The organism is Streptomyces sp. 63XJN7_1_ISO-PGPR-S23-121, assembly GCF_056173025.1.
Genome location: NZ_CM149653.1, coordinates 3675082 through 3697416, shown reverse-complemented (window position 1 = coordinate 3697416; position 22335 = coordinate 3675082). Strand labels below are relative to the sequence as shown.

20 protein-coding genes and 5 pseudogenes are annotated in these 22335 nt (G+C 71.3%); 7 read left to right on the top strand and 18 right to left on the bottom strand.

Annotation, left to right across the window (positions count from 1 at the left end; genetic code table 11):
* Positions 1–130: 130 nt before the first annotated feature.
* Positions 131–585 (bottom strand): annotated as a pseudogene (locus AC0VYN_RS16260) (S8 family serine peptidase); the annotation flags it as partial.
* Positions 586–961: 376 nt separating this feature from the next.
* Here AC0VYN_RS16260 and AC0VYN_RS16255 point away from each other — a divergent pair.
* Positions 962–1459, top strand: coding sequence for an N-acetyltransferase (locus tag AC0VYN_RS16255; protein WP_475536622.1), 498 nt, complete (start codon positions 962–964; stop codon positions 1457–1459).
* On the opposite strand, the gene AC0VYN_RS16250 is transcribed toward AC0VYN_RS16255, so the two are convergent.
* Entirely contained in the window at positions 1407–2189 is a 783-nt protein-coding gene (locus tag AC0VYN_RS16250; protein WP_475536621.1) for an SOS response-associated peptidase, read from the bottom strand. The two genes, AC0VYN_RS16255 and AC0VYN_RS16250, sit on opposite strands and share 53 nt — an antisense overlap.
* Positions 2190–2438: 249 nt before the next feature.
* On the opposite strand from AC0VYN_RS16250, the gene AC0VYN_RS16245 reads away from it, so the two are divergent.
* On the top strand, positions 2439–4556 hold the full coding sequence (locus AC0VYN_RS16245; protein ID WP_475536620.1) for an FUSC family protein: 2118 nt from the start codon (positions 2439–2441) through the stop codon (positions 4554–4556).
* 209 nt (positions 4557–4765) lie between these two features.
* Positions 4766–5962 carry a glycoside hydrolase family 64 protein gene (locus AC0VYN_RS16240; RefSeq protein ID WP_475536619.1) on the top strand — a complete coding sequence of 399 codons (1197 nt, stop codon included), beginning with the start codon at positions 4766–4768 and terminating at the stop codon, positions 5960–5962.
* A gap of 215 nt (positions 5963–6177) precedes the next feature.
* Here AC0VYN_RS16240 and AC0VYN_RS16235 read toward each other — a convergent pair.
* The 6 genes and pseudogenes from AC0VYN_RS16235 to AC0VYN_RS16210 form a co-directional block, all read right to left on the bottom strand.
* Positions 6178–6336 (bottom strand): annotated as a pseudogene (locus AC0VYN_RS16235) (MFS transporter); the annotation flags it as partial.
* Positions 6333–7292 (bottom strand): alpha/beta hydrolase, encoded by a 960-nt coding sequence (locus AC0VYN_RS16230; protein ID WP_475536618.1) that lies wholly within the window; start codon positions 7290–7292, stop codon positions 6333–6335. The gene AC0VYN_RS16230 and the pseudogene AC0VYN_RS16235, both read right to left, overlap by 4 nt.
* 280 nt (positions 7293–7572) lie before the next feature.
* The gene (locus tag AC0VYN_RS16225; RefSeq protein ID WP_475536617.1) at positions 7573–8076 is read right to left on the bottom strand and encodes an NUDIX hydrolase; all 504 of its coding nucleotides are present in this window, start codon (positions 8074–8076) and stop codon (positions 7573–7575) included.
* 714 nt (positions 8077–8790) lie between these two features.
* The gene (locus tag AC0VYN_RS16220) at positions 8791–9492 is read right to left on the bottom strand and encodes a class I SAM-dependent methyltransferase (RefSeq protein ID WP_475536616.1); all 702 of its coding nucleotides are present in this window, start codon (positions 9490–9492) and stop codon (positions 8791–8793) included.
* 108 nt (positions 9493–9600) lie between these two features.
* On the bottom strand, positions 9601–10167 hold the full coding sequence (locus tag AC0VYN_RS16215) for a dihydrofolate reductase family protein (RefSeq protein ID WP_475536615.1): 567 nt from the start codon (positions 10165–10167) through the stop codon (positions 9601–9603).
* Positions 10168–10510: 343 nt separating this feature from the next.
* A complete protein-coding gene (locus AC0VYN_RS16210; protein WP_475536614.1) occupies positions 10511–11017 on the bottom strand; it encodes an aldo/keto reductase in 507 nt (168 codons plus the stop codon).
* A gap of 170 nt (positions 11018–11187) precedes the next feature.
* Between AC0VYN_RS16210 and AC0VYN_RS16205 the strand changes: the two are divergent.
* Positions 11188–12017: pseudogene (locus tag AC0VYN_RS16205) on the top strand (SDR family NAD(P)-dependent oxidoreductase).
* Positions 12018–12682: 665 nt separating this feature from the next.
* Here the strand turns inward: AC0VYN_RS16205 and AC0VYN_RS16200 are convergent.
* Positions 12683–13057 (bottom strand): winged helix-turn-helix transcriptional regulator, encoded by a 375-nt coding sequence (locus AC0VYN_RS16200; RefSeq protein WP_475536613.1) that lies wholly within the window; start codon positions 13055–13057, stop codon positions 12683–12685.
* Between the two features lie 76 nt (positions 13058–13133).
* Here AC0VYN_RS16200 and AC0VYN_RS16195 point away from each other — a divergent pair, with 76 nt between their 5' ends.
* Positions 13134–13544 (top strand): RidA family protein, encoded by a 411-nt coding sequence (locus AC0VYN_RS16195; protein ID WP_475536612.1) that lies wholly within the window; start codon positions 13134–13136, stop codon positions 13542–13544.
* A 1-nt stretch (position 13545) separates the two neighbouring features.
* On the opposite strand, the pseudogene AC0VYN_RS16190 reads toward AC0VYN_RS16195, so the two are convergent.
* Positions 13546–13691 (bottom strand): annotated as a pseudogene (locus AC0VYN_RS16190) (IS701 family transposase); the annotation flags it as partial.
* A gap of 148 nt (positions 13692–13839) precedes the next feature.
* On the opposite strand from AC0VYN_RS16190, the gene AC0VYN_RS16185 reads away from it, so the two are divergent.
* Positions 13840–14244, top strand: a complete 405-nt coding sequence (locus tag AC0VYN_RS16185) for a type II toxin-antitoxin system PemK/MazF family toxin (RefSeq protein WP_475536611.1) — start codon at positions 13840–13842, stop codon at positions 14242–14244.
* Positions 14245–14364: 120 nt separating this feature from the next.
* Here AC0VYN_RS16185 and AC0VYN_RS16180 read toward each other — a convergent pair whose 3' ends face one another.
* The 4 genes from AC0VYN_RS16180 to AC0VYN_RS16165 form a co-directional block, all read right to left on the bottom strand.
* Positions 14365–15354, bottom strand: a complete 990-nt coding sequence (locus AC0VYN_RS16180; RefSeq protein ID WP_475536610.1) for an aldo/keto reductase — start codon at positions 15352–15354, stop codon at positions 14365–14367.
* 406 nt (positions 15355–15760) lie between these two features.
* Positions 15761–16417, bottom strand: a complete 657-nt coding sequence (gene folE / locus AC0VYN_RS16175; protein WP_475536609.1) for a GTP cyclohydrolase I FolE — start codon at positions 16415–16417, stop codon at positions 15761–15763.
* A 1-nt stretch (position 16418) separates the two neighbouring features.
* Positions 16419–16886: a hypothetical protein gene (locus tag AC0VYN_RS16170; protein ID WP_475536608.1), complete on the bottom strand. Its 468-nt coding sequence runs from the start codon at positions 16884–16886 to the stop codon at positions 16419–16421.
* A gap of 20 nt (positions 16887–16906) precedes the next feature.
* On the bottom strand, positions 16907–17455 hold the full coding sequence (locus AC0VYN_RS16165; RefSeq protein WP_475536607.1) for a DUF2231 domain-containing protein: 549 nt from the start codon (positions 17453–17455) through the stop codon (positions 16907–16909).
* Positions 17456–17579: 124 nt separating this feature from the next.
* On the opposite strand from AC0VYN_RS16165, the gene AC0VYN_RS16160 reads away from it, so the two are divergent.
* Positions 17580–18332 carry a helix-turn-helix transcriptional regulator gene (locus AC0VYN_RS16160; protein ID WP_475536606.1) on the top strand — a complete coding sequence of 251 codons (753 nt, stop codon included), beginning with the start codon at positions 17580–17582 and terminating at the stop codon, positions 18330–18332.
* A 44-nt stretch (positions 18333–18376) separates the two neighbouring features.
* Here AC0VYN_RS16160 and AC0VYN_RS16155 read toward each other — a convergent pair whose 3' ends face one another.
* From AC0VYN_RS16155 to AC0VYN_RS16140, 4 genes and pseudogenes are all read right to left on the bottom strand, one after another.
* Positions 18377–19552: a type III secretion system effector protein gene (locus AC0VYN_RS16155; protein WP_475536605.1), complete on the bottom strand. Its 1176-nt coding sequence runs from the start codon at positions 19550–19552 to the stop codon at positions 18377–18379.
* Between the two features lie 248 nt (positions 19553–19800).
* Positions 19801–20139, bottom strand: a complete 339-nt coding sequence (locus AC0VYN_RS16150) for an SRPBCC family protein (protein WP_475536896.1) — start codon at positions 20137–20139, stop codon at positions 19801–19803.
* Positions 20140–20265: 126 nt separating this feature from the next.
* A pseudogene (locus tag AC0VYN_RS16145) lies at positions 20266–21048 on the bottom strand (aldo/keto reductase); the annotation flags it as partial.
* Positions 21047–22252, bottom strand: a complete 1206-nt coding sequence (locus AC0VYN_RS16140; RefSeq protein WP_475536604.1) for an NAD(P)/FAD-dependent oxidoreductase — start codon at positions 22250–22252, stop codon at positions 21047–21049. The pseudogene AC0VYN_RS16145 and the gene AC0VYN_RS16140, both read right to left, overlap by 2 nt.
* Positions 22253–22335: the final 83 nt, after the last annotated feature.

Below are 22335 nucleotides of genomic sequence, written 5' to 3'. Positions count from 1 at the left end.
TCCCGCGAGGTGTCGGTGGTCCGTGGCGTGCGCACCACCGCACCGTGGAATCCGGGTGCCGCAGCCGCACGGCACCCGGATCCATGGTTCTACGCTCGGACGTCGGCCCTGTGGAGCCGGGGTGCGGCCGTCAGGGCACGACCCTCAGCAGCCGGTTGGGCGAGCCGGTGCCCGGGCCGGTGACCTTGCCGGTGGTGGCGCCGTGCACCAGGGCGGTGGCGACCTGCGCCGGAGTGGCGGAGGTGTGGTTGGCCAGGTAGACCGCTGCCGCACCGGCGACGTGCGGGGTGGCCATCGAGGTGCCGGAGATGGTGCTGGTCGCGGTGTCGCTCGTGTTCCAGCCGGCCGCGATGGAGGAACCGGGCGCGAAGAGGTCCAGCACCGACCGTAGTCGAGGTAGCTCGCCCTCGCGTCCGTGCTGGTCGTGGCGCCCACGGTGGGGGCCTCGGTCATCCGCGCCGGGGAGTACGAGGAGGCGTTGGCGCCGCTGTTGCCCGCGGCGGCGGCGTAGGTCACGCCGCTCGCGACGGAGTTGCGCACCGCCGTGTCCAGCGTCGCGGAGGCACCGCCGCCGAGCGACAGGTTCTCGGCGGGGGCGGCCTGTGCCGGGACCGTGACGAGGCCGCCGGCCAGGGCGGCCGCCGCGGCACCGGTGATCGCGGCGAACCGTATTCTCTTGCTGCGCAGTCGTGCCATGACGGGGGAGTCCTCCTCCTGGCGGCGCGCCGTGGGTGGGTCGCGCGTGTGGGGGCGGGTGTGGGTGATCGCGCACCCCGGCCCGGTGCGTCGCGTTCCGCTCGGGCCGCGACCAGGAGTTGCCGACGACTCGACTGGCTCACAACGGAGTTGACTCACCGTCAACGAACTTGCCATGCGCACGACATAAGCCTTCGAACCGGCCGGAGCGGAAGCGGACATAATCCTTTTGCGCGACGCATTCCGGCGTGGTTGGCTCGCGCCCATGACCTGGCTCCCGCGTGACTTCGCCCACCCCCTGCACGTCGACGTCCCGGGCGGCGGCGGCCATCGGCTGCGCCCCATCAGCGGCGCGGACGCACCGCTCGACTATCCCGCGGTGATGGGCTCACGGGAGCGGCTGTGGTCGCTCTTCGGCCCCGCCTGGGGCTGGCCGTCCGCCACGATGTCGTACGAGGCGAACCGCGCGGACCTGGAGCGGCACGCCGCGGAGATCGAGGCCCACGAGTCCTTCAACTACACCGTGGAGAACGCGGACCGCACCGCCCTGCGCGGCTGCGTCTACATCGACCCGCCGGAGAAGCTGGGGGCCGACGCGGAGGTCTCCTGGTGGGTGGTGGACGAGGAGGCGGGCGGCCCGCTGGAGCGGGCGCTGGACGCCTTCGTGCCACGCTGGATCACCGAGGATTGGCCGTTCGAGCGACCGCGGTTCATCGGGCGGGATCTGACCTGGGAGGAGTGGCTCCGGCTGCCGGAGCGGTGACCGCCTCGACGAGATGCGGCCCGTTGTTGCGGACGTTGTTGACGGCCGTGGAGACGGGCCGGGCGTCCAGCCGTCCGTCCGCGGGCCGTTCGAGGAGGTCGCGCAGCGCCCCGGTGTCCCGGCGGGAGGGGTCGAGCCAGGCGTCGTAGTGCTCCTCCGCCACGGCCAGGGGCATGCGGGGGTGTACGCGTCCGGCGGCGTCGGTGGCCTCGGTGGTGATGATGGTGCAGGTCGTCAGCCAGGCCGACGGATCGTCGCGCCCGGCGTCCGGGTCGCGCCAGTACTCGTACAGCCCGGCGAGGGCCATCACCCGGTCGTCCTCGGAGTGGACGAAGTAGGGCTGCTTGCGGGTCTTCCCCGTCCCCGGGTCCTCCATACGCTGCCACTCGTAGAAGCCGTCGGCCGGCAGGAGGCAGCGGCGCCGGGCGAACGCGGTGCGGAAGGCCGGTTTCTCGTGGACGGTCTCCACCCGGGCGTTGATCAGCCGGGCGCCGATCCTCGTGTCACCGGCCCAGGACGGCACCAGGCCCCAGCGCAGTGCCCGCAGGTGACGTGTTGCCGGAGCACCGGCGGACGCGTCGCGCGCGGTGCGTTCGAGGACGGCCCACACCTCGTCGGTCGGCGCGACGTTCCAGCTCGGCGCCAGGGGATCGCCGACATCCGGGTCGGTGATCCGGAACCGCCGGGCGAGGTCCTCGGGACCGCGGGTGGATACGTACCGGCCACACATGGAGCCACTGTCGCACCCTCCGTGCGTCCCGCGACCGCACGGACCGCCGTGTCGCATGCCGAAGGACGCTCCGCCCCTCGCGCACACCCTTCCGGAGGGGTGCGCCGCCGCTGAGCCGGTCGGGCGAGGCCGGCCGGTGCGCTGGTGCGGCGGCCGTTCCGGGCGGCCGCGCCTCGGCATGATGTGTCGCCGCGCGGAACCGCGCACCGGCGGGCCGGGGCCCGGACCGGCCGCCGAGGAGGGACGCCCATGGGGAAACTGCCGTCGCCGGCCAAGTCGTTCCGGGCCGGGCGGCGCGCGGTGCGCGTCACCGTCGCGGCGGCCGCCGCGTTCTACCCGGCGGCACATCTGCTCGACCAACCCGTCGTCGCCCTCTACGCCCTGTTCACGCCGATCGCCTTCGGCGTTCTGTCGCCCCTGCCGGGCGGGGGCCGCCATCGCGCCGGGACCGTGCTGCGGGCGGCTCCGGCGGCCGCCGCCCTGGTCTGTCTCGGTACCCTCCTCGCGGGCGCGGCCTGGTCGGCCGCCGCCGGCATGTTCCTGGTCGGGTTCGCGCTGGTCCTCTCAGCGGCCTGCGCTCCCCGGCTCGCGGGCGTCGTGCCCGGGCTCCAGCTCTGCTACATCCTGGCCTGCTTCCCGCCCTACACCCCCGGCAGCCTCCCGGACCGGCTGGCCGGGGTGGCGCTCGGCGCGGCCTCGCTGGTGCTGTGCGAACTCCTGCTCTTCCCCCAGCCGCTGCACCGGCCATACCACGGGCGGGTCGCCGACGCCCTCGACGTCGCGGCCCGTGCGGCGGGCCTGCTGGCCCGGGTGGACGCCGTGTCCCCGGGCACGGCGGGACGTCTGGTGGCGGTGGGCCAGGACCTGCGCTTCTCCCGGCAGCCGTCGGGAACCCGGCCCACCGGGGCGGGTCCGCGGGACCGGGCACTGGCCCAGGCGGCTTCGGCGACCCGCCGCCTGCTCGACCAGCTCGCCGCACTCGCCCGCCTTCCCCCGTGCCCGGCCGACACGGCGTCTCTGACCCTGCTGCACGGGATCGCGGCCACCTGCGCCGCCACGGCGGCCGAGCTGCGCGGGGAGCGCCCCGCCGCCGGTCCCGAGCTGATCGAGGAGATGACCGCCCAGTTCCTGGCCGAACGCGCACGGCCGCCGGAGCGGAACGCCGGTCCCGTGCACGCCCTGCTGCGCCGCCGCTCGACTCTCCTCACCGTGGCCGTGTCGGCCGTGACCGTGCGCACCGCCGCCGCCCTGGCGGCCGGCACCCGCCGTTCGGCGCCGGGACCGGTCCGCGAGCAGGCCTGGTACGCCGGGCTCCCGGCGCCCCGCCTGTGGCTGATGCGGATCCGCGGCAACCTCACCCCGCGCTCCGTCGTCTTCCAGAACGCCGTCCGCACGGCCCTGGGGCTCGCGCTCGCCCGCCTGGTCGCGGGAACGCTCGACCTGTCGCACGGCTTCTGGGTCCTGCTGAGCGTGCTCACCCTGGCCCGCACCACGGCGGGTGCCACCTGGTCCACCGTGCGGTCGGCCGCCGTCGGGACCCTGGCCGGCGCGGTCGCCGCGGGGGCGCTCCTCATCGGTGCGGGTGACGCCACCGTGGTGTACGCGTGCCTGCTGGTGCCGACGATGCTGGTGGCCTTCTCGGTGGGTCCGGTCGGCGGGCCGGCCTGGGCGCAGGGCCTGTTCACGCTGATGCTCTCGACGGCGTTCGCCCAGATCGCGCCGGTCACCTGGCGGCTGGAGGAGGCTCGGCTCGTCGACGTGCTGACCGGCAGCGCGGTCGGGCTCCTGTGCGGCCTGCTCGCCTGGCCCACAGGTGCCCGGCCGGAGATGCGGCGCAGCGCCGTCGAACTGTTCCGGGCCGCCGCGCCACTGGTGCGGGCCACGGCGCGGGCCGTGACCGGCCGCACCGCCGCGTCCCGTCCGGCGGGCAGCGCCGGGCCCTTCCGGTCCGCGCTGCACCGGCTGCGGATCGCCGAGGCCGCGTACGCGCAGTACCGCACGGAGTCCGCTCCCGACGCCGTCGACGGTGGTCCCGACTGGCTCGCCGCCCTCGACTACGGCTCCCGCGTGCTGGTCGGTGCCTACTGGCTGCCGCCGTCAGGAGGTGCCCCGGACCTTCCGCCGGCCCTCCTGCGCTGGGTCGACGCGGCGACGGAGGACGTGGCGTCCGCGAGCCTCACGGCTGCGGGTTCGCCGGAGGGCCGCGTCCTCGTCCACGTCGCACCGCTGCCGGCCGGTGCCGTGTCGCGGACGGCGCCGGACGTCCTGTCGGTCCTGGTCGACGTGGAGGTCTGGCTGCACGCTCTCGCCGCGGACCTCGCCGCCGCCACCGGCGCACGGGAGACGGCGCCGGCGGAGCGGACCTGACGGCGGGTCTCTCTCGGCGGCGGCGGACGGGTGAGCGTCGCCCCGGGCGCCCGGGGCGACGCGCCCGCGGGACCCAGAGCGCCCGATCGCCGCCGAGGCGGCGGCACGTACGGTCCCAGCCGTTGACATGAACGCGACGCAGCGGCACGCTGAGAGCGCTCTCACACACTGGTACGGACCATTCCCCCACACCCGCACGGAGGTGGAGAGTGCTGTCATCCCTCAAGCGCGGACTGCTCGCCGTGGCCGGCATCGCCGGCCTGACCGGCGCCCTGCTCACGGCCGCCCCCGCACCGTCCGCGAGCGCCGCGGTCCCCGACACCATCCCTCTGACGATCACCAACGGCTCCGGTCGCGGTGACGCCGTCTACGTCTACACCCTCGGCACGTCGCTGACGTCGGGACGGCAGGGCTGGGCGGACGCCGCCGGCATCTTCCACGCCTGGCCCGCCGGCGGCAACCCCCCGACACCCGCGCCGGACGCCTCCATCCCCGGACCGGCCGCCGGGCAGACCAAGACCATCCGCATCCCCAAACTGTCGGGACGCATCTACTTCTCCTACGGCCGCAAGCTCGACTTCCGGCTGACCACGGGCGGCCTGGTGCAGCCGGCCGTGCAGAACCCGAGCGACCCGAACCGCGACATCCTGTTCAACTGGTCCGAGTACACACTCAACGACTCCGGGCTATGGCTCAACAGCACACAGGTCGACATGTTCTCGGCCCCGTACTCCGTCGGAGTGCAGCGCTCCGACGGCACCGTGCTCACCACCGGCAAGCTCAAGCCGGGCGGATACCGCGGGGTGTTCGACGCGCTGCGCGCACAGTCCGGCTGGTCGGGCCTGATCCAGACCCGGTCCGACGGCACCGTCCTGCGGGCGCTGTCGCCCCTCTACGGCGTGGAGACCGGGGCGCTCCCCGCCTCCGTGCTGAACGGCTACATCGACCGTGTCTGGCAGAAGTACACGACGGCCACGCTGACCGTCACCCCGTTCGCCGACCAGCCGGGCACCAGGTACTTCGGGCGCGTCTCCGGCGGCGTCATGAACTTCAAGAACAGCGCCGGGGCGGTCGTGACGAGCTTCCAGAAGCCCGACGCGTCCAGCGTCTTCGGCTGCCACCGACTCCTGGACGCCCCCAATGACGCGGTGCGCGGCCCGATCTCGCGGACGCTGTGCGCCGGGTTCAACCGCTCGACGCTGCTGAGCAACCCGAACCAGCCGGACACCTCTGCGTCGGGCTTCTACCGGGACTCCGTGACCAACCACTACGCGCGGGTCATCCACGAGCGGACGACCGACGGGAAGGCGTACGCCTTCGCCTTCGACGACGTGGGCAACCACGAGTCGCTGGTGCACGACGGCAGTCCCGCGCAGGCACGGCTGACCCTCGCCCCGTTCGACTGACCTCGCTCGGAACGCCGCCGTCCGCCCGGGGGGCGGGAAACCCCGTGCTCGACCCAGTTCGGGCACGATCCCTCCCCCGGCGGGCGTCCGCGTTCCTCATCTCCTCCGGGTGGGTCACGGTCCCGCCCGTTGTTCCCCGGCCGGGACGGCCGGCCGCGTATCGGCCTCCCGCGCCTCGCCACGACCGCCGACGGCCAGGGCCACGGCGCGGTGGCGAGCGCGCTCGCGGAGTCGTCGGTCAGGTCGAGGACGAGCCAGTCCTGGGCGACGACCATCATCCAGGTGCCGGCCACCGACACGACCTGGCCGAGGGCGAAGAGCCGGAAATTGCGCACGCGCAGCGCGCGGAACGGGCCGCTCGCGCCGGAGCTCACGGCGGTCCGTCTCCGACGACAGCGGCTTCCCGGCACTCCTCCAGGAAGGCGAGGGCCCGCAGATGGTAGGCGCGGGCCGCAAGGCCGAGGCTGATGTTGTGCCCGGCCCGCTGCAGCCGGTCGACGACGACCCGAGGCGCTGCCGTCAGCGAGTCGGTCAGCTCCGTCACGTCGTCCGGGCCGTGCCGCCACCATGCCTCGTGCTCGGCGAAGGTGAAGCGGACGGGAACGCGCACGCGCGGCAGCACGTCCGCGGACACGGTCGCCCAGTCGCCCACCGACTCCGCCTCCCGTCGGGGCATACGGGCGACGACGGACTCGCCGGCGTGGAACGTGCCCGGCGGGTAGAGGTTCAGCGGGCCCCAGTTGAGCCGCCGCAGCGCGATCCCGGCGCGCTGCCCGGCCCGTTCGGGCGGCACGGCGAGACGGAGCCCCGTGCCGGAGACCTCCACGCCGAGCAGGGCGCGGGGCGGCCGGTACGCGGCCAGGGCGAGCGCCAGTTTCCCGCCGAAGGAGTGTCCCAGCAGCAGGGTCCCGCCGTGCCCGGTGTGCCGCTCGGTGAACTCCTCCACGGCGGCGGCCACGGGGGCGACCTGTTCGGTCACGGTCAGGCCGTCGCACCGGCCGAGGGCGTGCGGTCCGTAGCCCGGCCGGTCCAGGGCGAGCACGGTGTAGCCGAGCCGGGAGCCCAGGGTCAGCAGGGACACGTCCGGGTGGGCCTGCCCGTCGAAGTAGCCGGCGGTCATGCCGCTGCCGTGCAGCGCGACGACGAGGGCGCGCGACGGGCCGTCCGACGGCTCGGCGAGCAGTCCCGTCACGGGTTCGGTTTCCGCGGTCAGCGTGATGCGCCGGACCCCTGGCGACATACCGGCGGAGGGGGTGACCGCGTCACCTGAAGCGTCCGGGGCCGGGGGGACGGCGACGTCGCCACGGCCGACGATGGGCACCCTGCTCATGACAATCCCCGTTCTCCCTGTGTCGGCGGCGTGCCGGGCCTCGGTCGCCCTCGGCCCGCTCGGCGTGCTGGACGCGGCGAGGCAGGCCGTTGCGGGACTTGGTCGAGTCCGCGGGGCCGGCTCCAAGAACAGTGCAAAGACTGCAACAGGCCGGGCGGGAAGCGCTGGCAAGCAGCTCCTGGGAGCGCCCGGTGTCCCCGGTTCGGCCCACCCGCAGCCGCCTCGGACTCGCCGCGCCGGCCGAGTACGACGAGTGCCGCGGCCTCCTAGTTTCGCTGCACTAGAGGCTGTTCGGGCGATCTTGTAGGGATCCGGCGATGAGGTCGTGTATGAGGTACTCGCCCGGGGCCCTGTTCTCCGTGAGGCGAGGGATGTCGTCGGGGCCGAACCAGTCGTAGGCGGTGTGCTTGGACCACTCCAGTTCGGGGCTGTCCAGATCCCCGTCGACCTCGACGAGGTAGTCGGCCTCGTGCCGCATTCCGTCCCCGTCGTCTCCGGTCCAGGTGGCGATTCCGAGCAGGCGTCGTACTCGGCGCAGGCGCCAGCCGGTCTCCTCCTCGATCTCGCGGGCGAGCGCGTCCAGGAGTGCCTCGCCGGGCTCGACGTGGCCGCCGACGATGTCCCAGCAGTCCGGGAAGTGCCTGCGGTCTGGGCTGCGCTTCTGGGCGAACGCCCTGCCGTCCCGGTTGAGGATGACCGCGCCGACCGTCCAGGTCTCGCCTCTGGTGGAGACCGGGATCTCGACGTCGTCGTCCACGTCCACGTGGTGCTGATCGTCTGGCACGTTCTCACTGTAGGGCCGTGTCCGGTCGCCGGCCTGGAGCCTTGACCGAGGCATGACGGAGCGGCAGGTGTTTCGGACGGGCGGTGGGCGCAACTGAAGCCGTCGCTGCCGGAGAGCATCGGCCGGTGCGGACGGCCCTGGCGGGACCTGCCGGAACGATTCGGCCCTGGAAGGGGGTGTACGAGCGCCCCCGGCTGCGGTCGGCCGACGGCACCTGGGAACGATTTCGGCACTGCCACCGTCGCCGCGCTGCTCATCTGGCTGCGCTCGTGATCGCCCACGCCGGCCGGCGCCTCAACTGCGTCGGAGGAGCCTTCCGAGCCGGCCGGGTGTGGAGCCGCGAAATCGTTGAAGCAGCTCGAGGGCCGGAGGACTGTCCGGGTCGAACCCCTGGATCCGGGACAACTCGGCGGGCACGCCAGGATCCCACAACCGGGCGCCATGGCACTCGTAGCAGAAGGCGACCTGGAAGAGCAGCTCGTTGGCGCTATGGGCACGGATACCCCAGCCCGGGAAGAAACAGCGGCGCAGCTCACTGTCCGGCACGGAGCCGGTCAACGTGAGGGCGTCACCGGCCTGAGCCGCCTCCCAGATCGCAACGTCGTCACCGACCAGGTCATCGGAGCTGCAACTCGATCGTCTCTTGAACGGACGGAAGCATCATGGGTGAAGGATCACTGATCAAGACGCGGCGCACCAGAGGCGAGCGGCACTTCAGAACGCCCGGAAGTCTTCGAATGAGGGCTCGAACGAGGGGGCAGGCAAGCGATACGCCTTGCACCGGGCCTCTTGTTCGCCGCGGGGTCCGACGCCGACCGCCTCGCCGGGGAAGGCATCCGAGATCACCGTCCATCCCAGATTCCGCTCGTAGTACCGCACGGCCGTGTGCACGGACGGCCACCAGTCGTCGTCGACAACGATCAGGCCACCAGGACGAACGATCTTGCGCAGGAAGTACAGGTCGACGAAGACTTCGTGGAACCGGTGGCTGCCGTCCACGAACGCTGCGTCGGCGACGAACCCTTCGGCCAGCAGCTGCGGGAGCGCGATCGAGGAAGGCGCGGGCACAAGCGTGGCGATCGCGTCCAGCCCCGCGGAGCACAGCAGATCCCAGCCGGCGTTGGAGTACTCGCTTTCCTGGAACGGGTCGATGATGACGTGCCGGGGAAGCGGACGGGCGACGGTTGTCAGCGCCTCTCCGATGGCGAGCGCCGAGCCGGCGTAGGCGAGACCGACCTCCACCACCTTCTCGACTCCCTCGGACACCATCAGATCGCGCAGTTGATCGCACTGCTGCTCGGGCACCGAGACGGTCTCGAAGTCTCCCTCGCGGTCCCGCGTCCGCGGCGGCCCCTCCAGCGACAGCCGGCGGCGCACCTCACGGACCCGAGTCACGCCTTCGTCCGTGTTGGCCATGACTGACGGTTCCTCCTTCGCGGAGCAGCACCTCGCTCTCACCGTAAGGCGGGTTCTGTCAGGGCGACGGCGGTGCGCCACGGCCCGTGAGATCACGACATCAGCAGCTCAGCGCCTCGTCTCGTACCTGGTCAGGACCACGCCACCGGGAAACGTCCGCGTCTCCACCCGGTTCAGGTTCACCCAGCTGTCCAGCGCGGTGAAGAACGGCGTGCCGCCGCCCACCAGGACCGGATGGGTGGCGATCACATACTCGTCGATCAGCCCGGCGCGCATGGCCGCAGCGGCCAGCGTTGCGCCGCCGATGTTCATGGGACCGCCGTCCTCGGCCTTGAGGCGCCTGATCTCGGCGATCGCGTCGCCGGTGACCAGGCGGGCGTTCCAGTCGACCTTGTCGATCGTCGAGGAGAACACCACCTTCGGCGTGTCCCGCCAGTTCCGCGCGAACTCGATCTCCTCCGGGGTGGCGCTGGGCTGCTGGTCGCCGGTCGGCCAGTAGGAACTCATCGCCTCCCACAGCTTGCGCCCGTACAGCGACAGGCCACACGCCTGCTCGTGGCCGAGCCACCACTGGAACAGCTCGTGGCTCGGCGGTCCGCTCCAGCCGATGTCGTCGCCGGCCGCGGCGATGTAGCCGTCCAGGGTCAGGTTCATGCCGTAGACCAATTTCCGCATGGCCCAGCCTTCCGTCCGTGGGTGTCCGGCGTAAAGACCAGCGCGGCGCGGGAAACTCATCGGTGCGCGCTCCGGGCTCGCCGGTGGTCCTCGTGCTCGGGGCTCAGCGTGGTGCACTCGGCCGACACGGGCAAGCCGCCTGATCTCGACCTGGCCCTCGCGAGGAGTACCACGGACCGGAGACCGATCATGGGTGACAAGGCAGTGAGGCAGCGAAGGACACCCAGGTCACGCACGATCGACATGCCACGAAGCCGTGATCTCCGAGCCGCGGACCACCTGGCACCGATCGCCGATTACGGTGCTCGGCTTCGGAACGGGCCCCCGGTCAGGGTGGGACGCGTCAGCGGCGCCGCTGGTCGGCGCGGAGTTCGAAGTCGCCGTAGCTGTTGTCGACCGGGTTGACGGTGACGCCCGGTGCGACGATCTCGTCGATGGCGTCGAGCACGTCGGAGGACAGGGTGACGTCGGCGGCGGGCAGGAACGCCTCCAGCTGGTCCATGGTGCGCGGTCCGATGATCGCCGAGGTGACGCCGGGGTGGTTGACGACGAAGACGACGGCCAGCTCGATCAGGGAGAGGCCGGCCTTCTCCGCCAGGACGGCGAGCTGTTCGACGGCGTCGAGTTTGCGCTGGGTCAGCAGGTCGATCCGGTCGACGCCGCGCTTGGCGGTGTCGAAGTCGGAGGGCAGGGCCTGGTGCAGGACAGGCCCTCGCCGCCCACTGCGCTCTGGAAAAGCTCCTGGCCGACGGCAAGGTGCGCCATCGGCGTCAGCAACTTCATGGTCGACCATCTCACCGCGCTGCTCGACGCCACCTCCGTCGTCCCGGCTGTCAACCTGGAAATCCACCCCTACTTCCCCGGTGAAGCCTCGCCGAGCGGCCGTCCGTCGACAGCCGCAAGAGGTCGGCGTGCCACAGCCGACGTGCGTGGTGCGTGGTGCGTGGTGCGTGGTGGTGCTGACACCAGGCTCATCAGGCTCTCCCCGTGCCACCGGCACCCGCGGCCAGGATGAGCGCCATGAGCCGACGCACCATTCTGATCACCGGCGCGAGCCAGGGCCTGGGCCGTGGCATCGCCCTCGAACTCGCCCGGCAGGGCCACACCGTCCTGCTGCACGGCCGCGACCGCGCACGCGTCGAGACGGCGGCCCGCGAGGTGAGGGACACCGTCGCCGGAGCCTCCGTACGCATCTACCTCGCGGACCTGGCCGACCTCGACCAGGTCCACGACATGGCCGCCCGCATCCGCGCGGCCGAACCGCGCCTCGACGCGCTGGTCAACAACGCCGTCGCCGGCGGCGGCGCGGAGCCGCTCAGACGGGAGCTGAGCCGGCAGGGACACGAGCTGCGGTTCGCCGTCAACCATCTTGCCCCGTACGTACTCACACGCGACCTGCTGCCCCTGCTCACCGCCTCCGCGCCCGCCCGCGTGGTCAACGTCGCCTCCATGGGGCAGGAAGCCGTCGACTTCGACGACGTGATGCTGGAGCGGGACTACGAAGGTCTGCGCGCGTACTGCCGCAGCAAGCTCGCGATGATCATGGCGACGTTCGAGCTGGCCGCCGAACTGGAAGGGACCGCCGTCACGGTCAACACCCTGCACCCCGCGCATCTGATGGACACCGCGGGGGTGCGCGCGTACGGCCTGACCCCGGTCACCGGCATCGATGAGGGCGTGCGGCCCACCGTGCGGCTGGTGCTCGACCCGGACCTGGAAGGCACCACCGGGCGCTACTCGACCAGTTCACCGACGCGCCCGCCCATGAGCAGGCCTACGACCACCGGGCCCGCAAGCGCCTGATGGAACTCACCCACCGTCTGCTGGGCCCGCGCCCGGCCCTCGCCTGACGCCCTCCGGCCTGCCACACGGCGTGCCGAACGGCTCCGGCTAGTCGCGGCGCGGGCTGCCGCCGCTGTGGGGCTGCGAGCGCCCGGAAGTCCTCGAACCCCGGAGCGCTTGTTGAAGGGGAAGTCGGCTTCGTGTTCGCATTTGCCTTGCGACGGGAGTGGACGAAGGCGCTCGCCCTGCCCCCGCGCTGTGGCTCGGGCCGTTCAGTCGTCGGCGACATCAATGGGGTAATCGTCCCCGCATCCTTCGAAGTCGCTCGGAGTTCCGTGAGTGATCACGAGAACGTAGGAAGTCGGGACGGGAGCGCAGTCCTGTTCTTTCCACTGGACGGCGAAAAGGCTCCAGATGGCGAGCACGATCACTACGGCGATAGACCGCAGGCTCCGAGTCGGGTGCTGCCATCTGCCGTCGTCTGAGGGACGGTGGTCGAATCCTCCTGGGCGGTCCGGGCCCCCGGGGCCGCCTGCCGGTGGTTCACTTTGAGCTTTCGAACGCTCCAGCCGAAAGCATGAGGCAGCAGGCGCGATGGCCGCCACGCCGGTTCGCTTCTGCGGAGCTCCTGTCAGGCATTCTCCCCGCGCCCGCGGGCATGTGCTGCATGGCCCGAAGGTGCCTCGCCGTGTCCTTTTCCTGCCCCGGCCCGGACGTCAGGACAGGCACCGTGTCAAAGGCCGGCTCCTTCCTCGCGCTCGTCGTATCTGTCGCGTGCGCCTTCGATGTCGGGCATGTTCTGCGAGGCCCAGGCCAGCAGCACGTCGATGGGATGCCGAAGGGTCTTGCCGAGCGGTGTGATCCGGTACCTGACCGCCACGGGGCGGGTGGAGACGACCTCGCGCTCGACGACGCCGTTGCGTTCGAGGCGCCGGAGCGTCGCGGTCAGCGACTTCTGTGTGACCTGAGGGATGGCCCGGCGCAGTTCGTTGAAGCGGCACGGGCGCTCGCAGAGCTCGTTGAGGACGCTGAGCGACCACTTGTCGAGGATCTGGTCGAGCAGTTCACGGTGCGGGGCGTCGATGCGGAGTTCGTCGGCGGTATCCATGGCGAAACCTGGTCTCGTTGAAGTGTCTTTCCTTTACTAGGTAGCTTCAAGATACCTACTTCGGAGGAGAGAACCCATGACAGTTCAGCACTTCACACCGGAAGGCATGCTGCAGCCGGTCCCGTACCACCACGTCGCCGTGGGCACCGGGGCGAAGCACGTCCACGTCAGCGGACAAGTCGCACGTCAGGGCAATGGGACTCCGGTCGCGCCCGGTGATCTGGCCGGGCAGGTCGCCCATGCCCTGCGCAACACGGCCGTCGGACTGGCGGGTGCGGGTGCGACGTTCGCGGACGTGCTGCGCCTGACGTTCTACGTGACCCAGTGGGCGCCGGAGAAGATCGGCGACTTCATGGCCGGCGTGGAGGCCGTTGCCAAGGAGATCGGCCTGCCGACTCCCATGCCTCCGGCATCCCTCATCGGCGTCGAGTATCTCTTCGAGCCGGACGTGCTCGTCGAGGTCGAGGCGACCGCGATCCTGGACTGACCTGCTGCCCGTCCGGGGTGGTGTCCCCGATGTGCTCGGCCATGATCCAGCAATTCGTGCGCGGCAGGTCCGAGAGCAGTCCAAGGATCAAGTCCTGCACCCGGCGCCGGGGTCGACCCGCGCGAAGCGGCCCGCGATCCGCTGCATCAGGCCCTCGAATGACTCCTGCCACCGGGCACGGTCTACGCTGTGGCCTGCGGCCACCGCATGATCTTCAGTCTTCGCACACCGATGATCAACGGTAGCCGCACCCGTTTTCACAGCGCCCTCACCGCAGATCGTGCCAGGAGGACATATGCAACACGGCGAAGTCTGGTGGGTCGAGTTCGATCAGCGACGGCCGGTCGTGCTGCTGCCGGGAGACGAGGCGTCCGGGCTCCGGGCGATGCAGGTCGTCGCTCCGGCGGGCGTCGACATCAGCGGTCTGGGTATCGAAGTGGCCGTGGGCGCCGCGGAAGGACTGCCCTTTGAAGGCGTGCTGCGGTTCGCGTTCCCGCGTCCAGGCTTCACCCCTTGCACGTGGCTGACCATCGTGTCCCGGGACGACCTGGTCGAGCGGGCAGGCGTGCTGTCCTCTGTGAAGCTCAGGGAGATCGAGGACGCCCTCCGTGTTGCTGGACAGCCGCAGGAGTGGACCGCGACGGCAGCCGCGAAGCTCAGCGAGATGAAGGATGCCCTCCGCCTCGGTGGACTGGAGTAAGCGGGCAAGGGACGGACGCCGCCGATGGTTCCGCGGCGTCCCACACCAGGCAACCAGGCAGGTGGAACCGAACTCCTGCACCAGGGCCAAGAGGCAGAGCCGCCCCAACGCGCGGCGCGGCTACTGGTTGACCGACCGCATCCCCGCCTCGTCGTACCGCTCCCCCGCCGCCTCCGGCAGTTCCGCGGCGATGCGCGCCAGGTCGTCCTCCGTGAGCTCGACGTCGACCGCTCCGGCGTTCTGCTCCAGGTAGGTGCGGCGCTTGGTGCCCGGGATCGGCACCAGGTGCTCGCCCTGGGCCAGTACCCAGGCGATGGCCAGCTGGGCGGGGGTCACCTCCTTCTCGGCGGCGATCTCCTTCACCTTGGCCGCCAGGCGCAGGTTCGCCTCCAGGTTGGCGTCCTGGAAGCGCGGGTTCTCACGACGCCAGTCGTTCGCGTCCAGCTCGTCCGGCGTGGTGAACCGCCCGGCGAGGAAGCCCCGCCCGAGCGGCGAGTACGGCACGAACCCGATCCCCAGCTCCCGGCAGGCGGGCAGCACCTCGGCCTCCACGTCCCGCGACCACAGCGAGTACTCGCTCTGCACGGCCGTGACCGGGTGCACGGTGTGAGCCCGCCGGATGGTCTCCGCGCTCGCCTCGCTCAGCCCGATGTACCGCACCTTGCCCTCGGCAACCAGATCGCCCAGCGCGCCGACGGTCTCCTCGATGGGCACCTTCGGGTCGACCCGGTGCTGGTAGTACAGGTCGATGTGGTCGGTACCCAGGCGCTGCAGGGAACCGTGCACCGAGCTGCGCACATGCTCGGCCGAGCCGTCCTGCGGGCCGACGGTGCTGATGTCGCCGGGGACGGCGTTGTCCATCCGGTAGTTGAACTTGGTCGCGATCACGTACTCGTCGCGGTGACCCCGGATCGCCTCGCCGACCAGTGACTCGTTGGTGAGGGGGCCGTACATCTGGGCCGTGTCGAGGAAGGTGATGCCGAGGTCGAGAGCGCGCCGGATGGTGGCGATGCCCTCGTCCTCGTCGGCGGAGCCGTAGAACGCGGACATGCCCATGCATCCCAGGCCGATGGCCGACACCTCGAGGTCCCTCAGACTGCGCTTCTGCATGACGTGTCCCGGTCCTTCCCTGCATGTTTCGTTCGTCAGTCCCAGCGGCGTAATAGCCGCTCGTCCATCTAGCGACAGATGGCGCTGACCGGCATCCCGAGCCGGTGCCGCATGGCCGGCGCGTCGTGAGCCGCCGCGGCTGCGCTGCGGTGGTCGCACCGGCGCACAGACCGTGCCCGTCGCCGTCTCCGTCGCCCCGACGCTACGGCCTGGAGTGCGCTCCAGCGCAAGCGCTCGGCGGGCGGGGCGGTGCGCGTCCCCGGAGCTCGCCGACCAGCCACGCGGGGTGCGCGGCGGGGAAGACGCGACGAGCGCGGCATCGCGTGCCGGTACAGGCGGGGCCCGAGGGGCTCCCTGGTCGAACCCGGCGCCGGAGCGGTCCTGGTCCTGGTCCTGGCGCGGTCGGTTATGAGCTGGCGCCGGTCAGGGCGAGGAATTCGCTGCGGGAACGGGCATCGGAGCGGAGCAGGCCGAGCAGGGTGGAGGTCATGGTGGTGGAGCCGGTGGCCTGGACGCCGCGCAGGGTCATGCAGGAGTGCTCGGCCTCGATGACCACACCGACGCCTTTGGGTTCCAGTTGGGTCTGCAGCCAGTCGGCGACCTGCTTGGTCAGTCGTTCCTGGACCTGTGGACGGCAGGCGAAGTGCTCGACGACACGGGCCAGCTTGGACAGGCCCAGGATGCGGGCGCCGGGCAGGTAGCCGACGTGGGCAGTGCCTACGAAGGGCAGCAGATGGTGCTCGCACACCGACCGGACGGGTATGCGTCGGGCCAGGACGAGTTCGTCGTAGCCCTCGTCGTTGGGGAAGGTGGTCAGGTCGAAGGGGCGGGGGCTGAACAGTTCGGCGTAGGCGCGGGCCATGCGGCCGGGCGTCGCGCGCAGGCTCTCGGAGGCGGTGGAGACGCCGAGAGCGTTGAGGAACCGGCCGGCGGCTTCCTCGGCGGCGGCCAGGTCGATGGCGCCGGGCTCGTGGACGACCCGTAGGGCGGGCCGTGCCGGAGCCCCGTCCTCGTCGCCGTGCAGGGCTATTCGGGCGGTGGCGCAATGCGGGTGCTCGTTCATCTCAGCTGTCTCCGATACCGAGGGCGGTGAGCAGGACCAGGACGAGGGTGACTACGGCGAACAGGCCGTGCGCCAGGACGACCGCCAGGGGGAAGTGACGTTCGGCGGGGACGGTCCCACCGGTCCCCTGGGCCGGTGAGGCGGCCGGTGAGGCCGCCGGTGCTCCGGCGGTGGAGCGGCCGCGGTAGACGGGGATCCAGCGGGCCAGCATCACGAATCCCAGCAGGGCGACCGGCAGCAGCAGGCCGAAGGAGGTCCAGGCCAGGGCTCTCTTGTCGGTGGCGAGGTAGATGATCCACACCACGAGTCCGATCGCTGCCAGAGCGAAGTGGCCGAAGACGACGGGCGCGGGCAGGCGGCTGGCGCCGGACTGCTGCTGGCGGATTCCGCCGCGTTGGATCCACGTGCCGAGCATGTAGAAGCCGCCCAGGGCGGTGACCACCCAGGTGATCAATGCGGCGATGTCCATGGAGAACTCCCGAAGCGGATTCAGGCGGTGGGGCGGGCGTTTCGCTCACCGGTGCCGGGCGTGTATCCCTCGGCCTGGGTGCTCTCGTCGGCGACGCGGACGCCGTAGCGGTAGGCGAGTTTGCCGCCGAGGAACCCCGACACTCCGAGGAGGACGAGGCTGACCACGGACAGAACGAGCATGCCCACACCGACGCTCCCGCCGTCGGTGTAGGTGCCGTGGCGCCACACGAAGTTGCCGGCGTAGGCGGCGGTCACCAGCAGGTTCAGCGTCATGTGGACCAGAGCGGTGCGAAAGGCCGGGGTCCGGGTGGGGATCGCGAACAGGTCGAGGAATCCGACCATGGCCGCCAGCAGGGCACCGATCACGCCGACCGCGATCAGCCACTCCGAGCCCTGGGTCAGGAAGCCCGGCCGGCTGACCGCGTGGGAAGCGATGTCGAACACCAGGCTGGTCACCCAGGCGCCGATCGGCACCGTGACCAGGATCGGATGGAACGGGTGGCCGTACGGGCCGGCGAGTGCGGCACTGACCGGTCGCTTCGCCTGAAGCCGGGGCTCATCAGGCATCGCCATCTCCTCCTCTAGTTTCACCAACAAATTTTGGTCTTATCAGGGAGGGTCGTCAAGATGGCCAGCACAGCGGAGCGTAAGGAACACTTGTGCCTACACGGATGGGGGTTACCGTGGTCGTGTGGCTTCCGAACAGACAGTGCCGGCCGGCCAGGCCGACAGCGCCATCGACACCGTCAGCGTCCTGAGCGAGGACTCACGGCGGCGCATGTTCTCCTTCATCCGCCGGGCCGGACATGCGGTCACCCGTGACGAGGCCGCCGCGAGCGTAGGGATATCCCGTAAGCTCGCCGCCTTCCACCTCGACAAGCTCGTCGACGCCGGTCTGCTGCGCGCCCGCTACGAGGCGCCCGGTGGCATCCGCAAGGTCGGCAGGCGGCCGAAGGTCTACGAACCCACCGACGCCCAGATCAACGTGAGCATCCCCGACCGGCGCCACGAACTGCTCGCGGACCTTCTCCTGGACGCTGTGCTGACCGCGAAAGCCGACGAGAACGCCGCACAGGCAGCCATGCGGACCGCCGAAGTGCGCGGCCGCCGGCTGGGCGAAGACGCACGGAAGGAGACCCGTCCCGGGCGTCTGGGTCCCGAGCGCGGACTGACCACGTGCGAGGGGCTGCTGGAGGAATACGGCTACGAACCCGTCAGGGAAGCCCCCTCCCGGCTGCGGCTGCGCAACTGCCCGTTCCACCCTCTGGCCGCGAAGGCCCCCGACCTGGTGTGCGGCATGAACCATGCCTTCCTCAGCGGCTATCTCACCGGCCTCGAGGTCGGCGGAGTCCAGGCCGTACTGGCTCCCCAGCGCGGCGAATGCTGCGTACGGCTGTGCCCGAACGACACCGGCCGCGATGACCCCACACCCAAGGATCACTGACCGACAGCATCGGCCGGGTCGGTGACGCCGGCGAGGGCCGTGGGCTACGTGTAGCCGCCGCGGCGTGGCAGGCCGTGTTCGTCGCGCAGCATCTCCTCCGTGGTGACCGGCACCTGCCGCTGTTCGTGCAGGGCGGTGGAGGTTCCGTTGCCGGTGACGGTCGCCGCCTCCTCGTCGCCGATGTTGCGGATGTTGATGCCGTGCATGTTGTGCTGTGCGTGGATCAGTTCGTGCCCGTAGACCAGGAAGGCGGGCGAGACGGCCTCACCCTCGTGCGCGCCCTCGCTGTCCCGCAGGCCGTGCGGCACGGCGACGACGCTGGTGCTGCCCCTGCCGGGGGCGTTGGGAGCTGAGGCGAGCCCTTCGAGCGTGTCGACGGCTGCCTCGGCGCCGACCACGCTGTTGCCGCCCATGAACTCGATCTGCTCGGGGTGGAAGGGCACCACGCCCACCATGGCCGCGCCGGCGCCCGCGCGCCCGGTGGTGAGACCGTCGACCAGGTCCCGGCCGTGCTGCCGGGAAAGCAGCCGGGCGTGGTGGGACAGCATCTGGCCCTCGAACCCCGGGAGCGGCGCGGGCGTACGGTCCTCGCCGAACGGCCGTGGGGTCGACGAGGTCCGGATGCCCTGCCCGCCGACCACCCGCGACCAGGTGTTCGACAGTTGCGCCAGGCCCTCGGCGTCCTGAGGACCGATGTCGGCGCCGACGGGACGCAGGTTGAACCGGCGCAGGATGCCCACGTACTCGATGTGCCGCTGCTGGATCCCGTCGAGCAGGGCCTTCAGCGCGGTGGTGCGCGGGTTGGTCGTCCGGCCGGCCGGGCCGTCGGCCCGGAACTGGCCGTAGACCATGTGCTCGGCGGTGTCCAGAGACATGCCGAGGTCGTCGCAGTGCTTCTGCTGGCTCGCCCTGCCCCGCAGCCGGAACCCGAACCCCTGGGCCGCGGCGATCAAGGACCGGGCAGTCCCCAGCATCTCCTCCACCGCGTCGACGATGTGCTGGATCTCCGGGTCGGCCGTCGTGGTCCGCTGCACCGTCGCCTCGGGGTCCCTGTGCCGCTGGACCGTCCGGGCCACCGCTTCGTTGCCGGCGGTCCGCTGGAGGTCCTGGACGCCCGCGGGGCTCAGGTCCCGCAGGGGCGGCCGGACGGTCGCCGCCGCGGACCGCTGCCGCCCGGCCGCGGTCTCCTCGACCGCGCCGGGCCGTGTCTGCGCGCGCACGTCACTTCTCCTTCATGTCCGCCAGGGCAGAGACGGAGGATCTTCCACTCCTGGCGGCCCGTGGGGAAGGGTCCGGGGGGCATGCCCGGGGGCAGACGGCGGAGGTACGCGGGGCGCGTGTCCGGGACAAGGGTGCCCCCGGCTCATGAGCGGCTGCGCGCATCCCGGACACACCGCGGCCCGGGTACGCGCGGTTGCGTGCCCGGGCCGTGCGGGGGCCGGTTCCATGGAGCGGGCCGGTGTCGGTGTCAGGCGGTGACGGTCTCGTGGAGGGCGTCGAGGCCGTCGCGGTAGATACCCGTGAAGAGGTACGACTTCGTCCTCGGTGGCACCGTCGGGTTTGAAGCGGCCGGACCACTGGACCTCTGTGGCGTTCTCCTGTCCGGGGACCGTGTGGACGCGGACGGTGGAGACGTAGCCGTTACGGGGAAGGGGGCCTGGAGGATGGCGTAGCTGTAGTGGCGTTCGGTCTCGTTGAAGTCGACGAGGCGTTCGACGATGACCTCGCCCTCGGAGTTCTTCGGCCGTCGCACCCGGCCGCCTTCGAGCGGGGTGCTTTCGGGGATGTAGGGGAGCCAGTCGGGCAGGGCGTCGAAGCCGCCGATGAGGTTCCATACCTGGTCGGGTGAGGCGGGACGATGCGGCTGACGGAGGTCGAGGCCATGGTGATTCTCCGGGTGGTGGTACTGGGGATCTGGGGCGGATGGTGCCGGTCAGGCGCCGTGCGGCAGGGGGGCGGCCGGGCTGACCAGACCTGCGGCGCGCAGGTCGGCCCAGAAGGCGGCCGGGATGTTCTCGTTCAGTGCGGCGCTGTCCTCGGCGATGCGGCTGGGGCGTGAGGCGCCGGGGATGACGGCGGCGGCTGCCGGGTGGGCCAGGGAGAACTGGAGTGCGGCGGCCTTGATGCTGATGCCGTGCTGGTCGGTGAGGGCCGTGAGGCGCTTGACCTTCTCGATGATCTCCGGCGGGGCCTGCTGGTACTCGAAATTGGTGCCGCCGGCGAGGATGCCGGAGCTGTAGGGGCCGCCGACGACCATGTCGACGTTCTGCTCCTGGGCCAGGGGCAGCGGTCGCTGGAGGGCGTGGGCGTGGTCGAGGAGGGTGTAGCGGCCGGCGAGGAGGAAGCCGTCGGGCTTGGGCTCGTCGAGGGCGAGGGTCATCTCGATGGGTTCCGTCTTGTTCACGCCCAGGCCCCAGGCCCTGATGACGCCCTCGTCGCACAGGCGGGTCAGGACGCGGAAGGCACCGGTGCGGGCCTCCTCGAACTTCTGGCCCCAGGCGTCGCCGTGGAAGTCCTGGGCGATGTCGTGGACCCAGACGACGTCGAGGCGGTCCACACCGAGGCACTTGAGACTGCCCTCGATGGAACGCTCAGTGGCGTCGGCGGTCCATTCGTGGAGGACCTTGTTGGGGTTGCCGTGTTCGAACAGGCCACCTTTCTCGCCGAAGTCGGGGACGTCCGTCTCGTGCTCGTCGAGGATGACCCGGCCGACCTTAGGAAATCCGTTCGGCGACGGCCGGCGCCTCGGCGTTCATCGCCTTCAGCGCCTGCTGTCGCCCGGCCCCTCCCTTCATGCGGTGCAATCCGTACCCACCGGGCTTGTGCGCCTCGTCGGCCAGGTGCTTCACGATGCCCTTGCACACGGCCTCCTTCATCTTCGCGCCGAGGCGACCGTCGATGTGGAACCACACCGCGACGTCGGACCTGTTGCCGAACTGGAAGATGCCGGTGCCCCGGCCCAGGCTGATGCACTGCGCTCCGAACGACTGGTTGAGGGGCGCGGGCCGCTCCCCCGCCAGCCGGCTGAGCACCGTGTCGGCGGCCCGCGCACCCAGCGGCATCGCCGCCTGGCAGCTCATCCGCAGCGGCAGGCCCGACGGCGCCGCCGAGTCCCCGGCCGCGACGATGCGCTCGTCATCCACGCTCGTCAGCGTCTCGTCCGTGAGCAGCCGGCCCAGGGCGTCGACGCTCAGCCCACTGCGCGCAGCCAGGTCGGGTACGCTGAAGCCGGCGGTCCAGATGGTCACCGCGCTCGGCAGCTCCCGGCCGTCGGCGAGCCGCACCGCATCACTCGTCACCGCCGTCACCTTCGCGTCGGGGCCCTCTACGACCGTGACTCCGAGAGCCGCCAGCCGCCCGGCCACCGAACGCCGTCCCCGCCGGTGCAAGTACGGTCCGAGCACGCCACCACAGACCAGGGTCACGCTGCGGCCCTGATCCGCCAGCTCGGCAGCGGTCTCGATGCCCGTCGGACCGGCTCCGACCACCGTCACCGCGGCCGATGCGGGCTCGGCGTCGAGGACCGGCAGCAGCCGCTGCGCCTCCTCCAGGCCGGCGATCGGGTAGGCGAACTCGGCCGCCCCGGGCACGCGCGGGTCGGCGCTGCCACTGCCCACCGCGTAGACCAGGTAGTCGTAGCCGACCGCCCCTCCGTTCGCCAGCTCCACATCGCGCCCGGCCGCGTCGATCCGCGTCACGCTGTCGACCACGAGCCGGACGCGCTCCGCCAGGACCTCCTGGTAGTCGACGACGGCGGAGCCGGTCCCGCCCACGAGTTGGTGCAGGCGGACCCGGTGGACGAAGGTGGGGCGCGGATTGATCAGCGTCACGCTCACGTCGCCGCGCTGCGTCAGGCGATTGGCCGCCATGACGCCGGCGTATCCGCCGCCGATCACGACCACGTCGATGTTCTCAGCCATGATGCCTCCCTCGTTTCGAGCGGTTCGCCCTCAAGACACCGCCTGATCGATCCCTGTGACAGCGTGTGAGTCGGATCACTTCG

Coding starts and splice junctions, on each gene's coding strand:
- AC0VYN_RS16195 (WP_475536612.1), top strand. CDS start 13,134: ATGACAGTTCAGCACTTCACACCGGAAGGCATGCTGCAGCCGGTCCCG.
- AC0VYN_RS16170 (WP_475536608.1), bottom strand. CDS start 16,886: ATGGACATCGCCGCATTGATCACCTGGGTGGTCACCGCCCTGGGCGGC.
- AC0VYN_RS16165 (WP_475536607.1), bottom strand. CDS start 17,455: ATGCCTGATGAGCCCCGGCTTCAGGCGAAGCGACCGGTCAGTGCCGCA.
- AC0VYN_RS16255 (WP_475536622.1), top strand. CDS start 962: ATGACCTGGCTCCCGCGTGACTTCGCCCACCCCCTGCACGTCGACGTC.
- AC0VYN_RS16180 (WP_475536610.1), bottom strand. CDS start 15,354: ATGCAGAAGCGCAGTCTGAGGGACCTCGAGGTGTCGGCCATCGGCCTG.
- AC0VYN_RS16250 (WP_475536621.1), bottom strand. CDS start 2,189: ATGTGTGGCCGGTACGTATCCACCCGCGGTCCCGAGGACCTCGCCCGG.
- AC0VYN_RS16200 (WP_475536613.1), bottom strand. CDS start 13,057: ATGGATACCGCCGACGAACTCCGCATCGACGCCCCGCACCGTGAACTG.
- folE (WP_475536609.1), bottom strand. CDS start 16,417: ATGAACGAGCACCCGCATTGCGCCACCGCCCGAATAGCCCTGCACGGC.
- AC0VYN_RS16215 (WP_475536615.1), bottom strand. CDS start 10,167: ATGCGGAAATTGGTCTACGGCATGAACCTGACCCTGGACGGCTACATC.
- AC0VYN_RS16185 (WP_475536611.1), top strand. CDS start 13,840: ATGCAACACGGCGAAGTCTGGTGGGTCGAGTTCGATCAGCGACGGCCG.
- AC0VYN_RS16140 (WP_475536604.1), bottom strand. CDS start 22,252: ATGGCTGAGAACATCGACGTGGTCGTGATCGGCGGCGGATACGCCGGC.
- AC0VYN_RS16245 (WP_475536620.1), top strand. CDS start 2,439: ATGGGGAAACTGCCGTCGCCGGCCAAGTCGTTCCGGGCCGGGCGGCGC.
- AC0VYN_RS16220 (WP_475536616.1), bottom strand. CDS start 9,492: ATGGCCAACACGGACGAAGGCGTGACTCGGGTCCGTGAGGTGCGCCGC.
- AC0VYN_RS16230 (WP_475536618.1), bottom strand. CDS start 7,292: ATGAGCAGGGTGCCCATCGTCGGCCGTGGCGACGTCGCCGTCCCCCCG.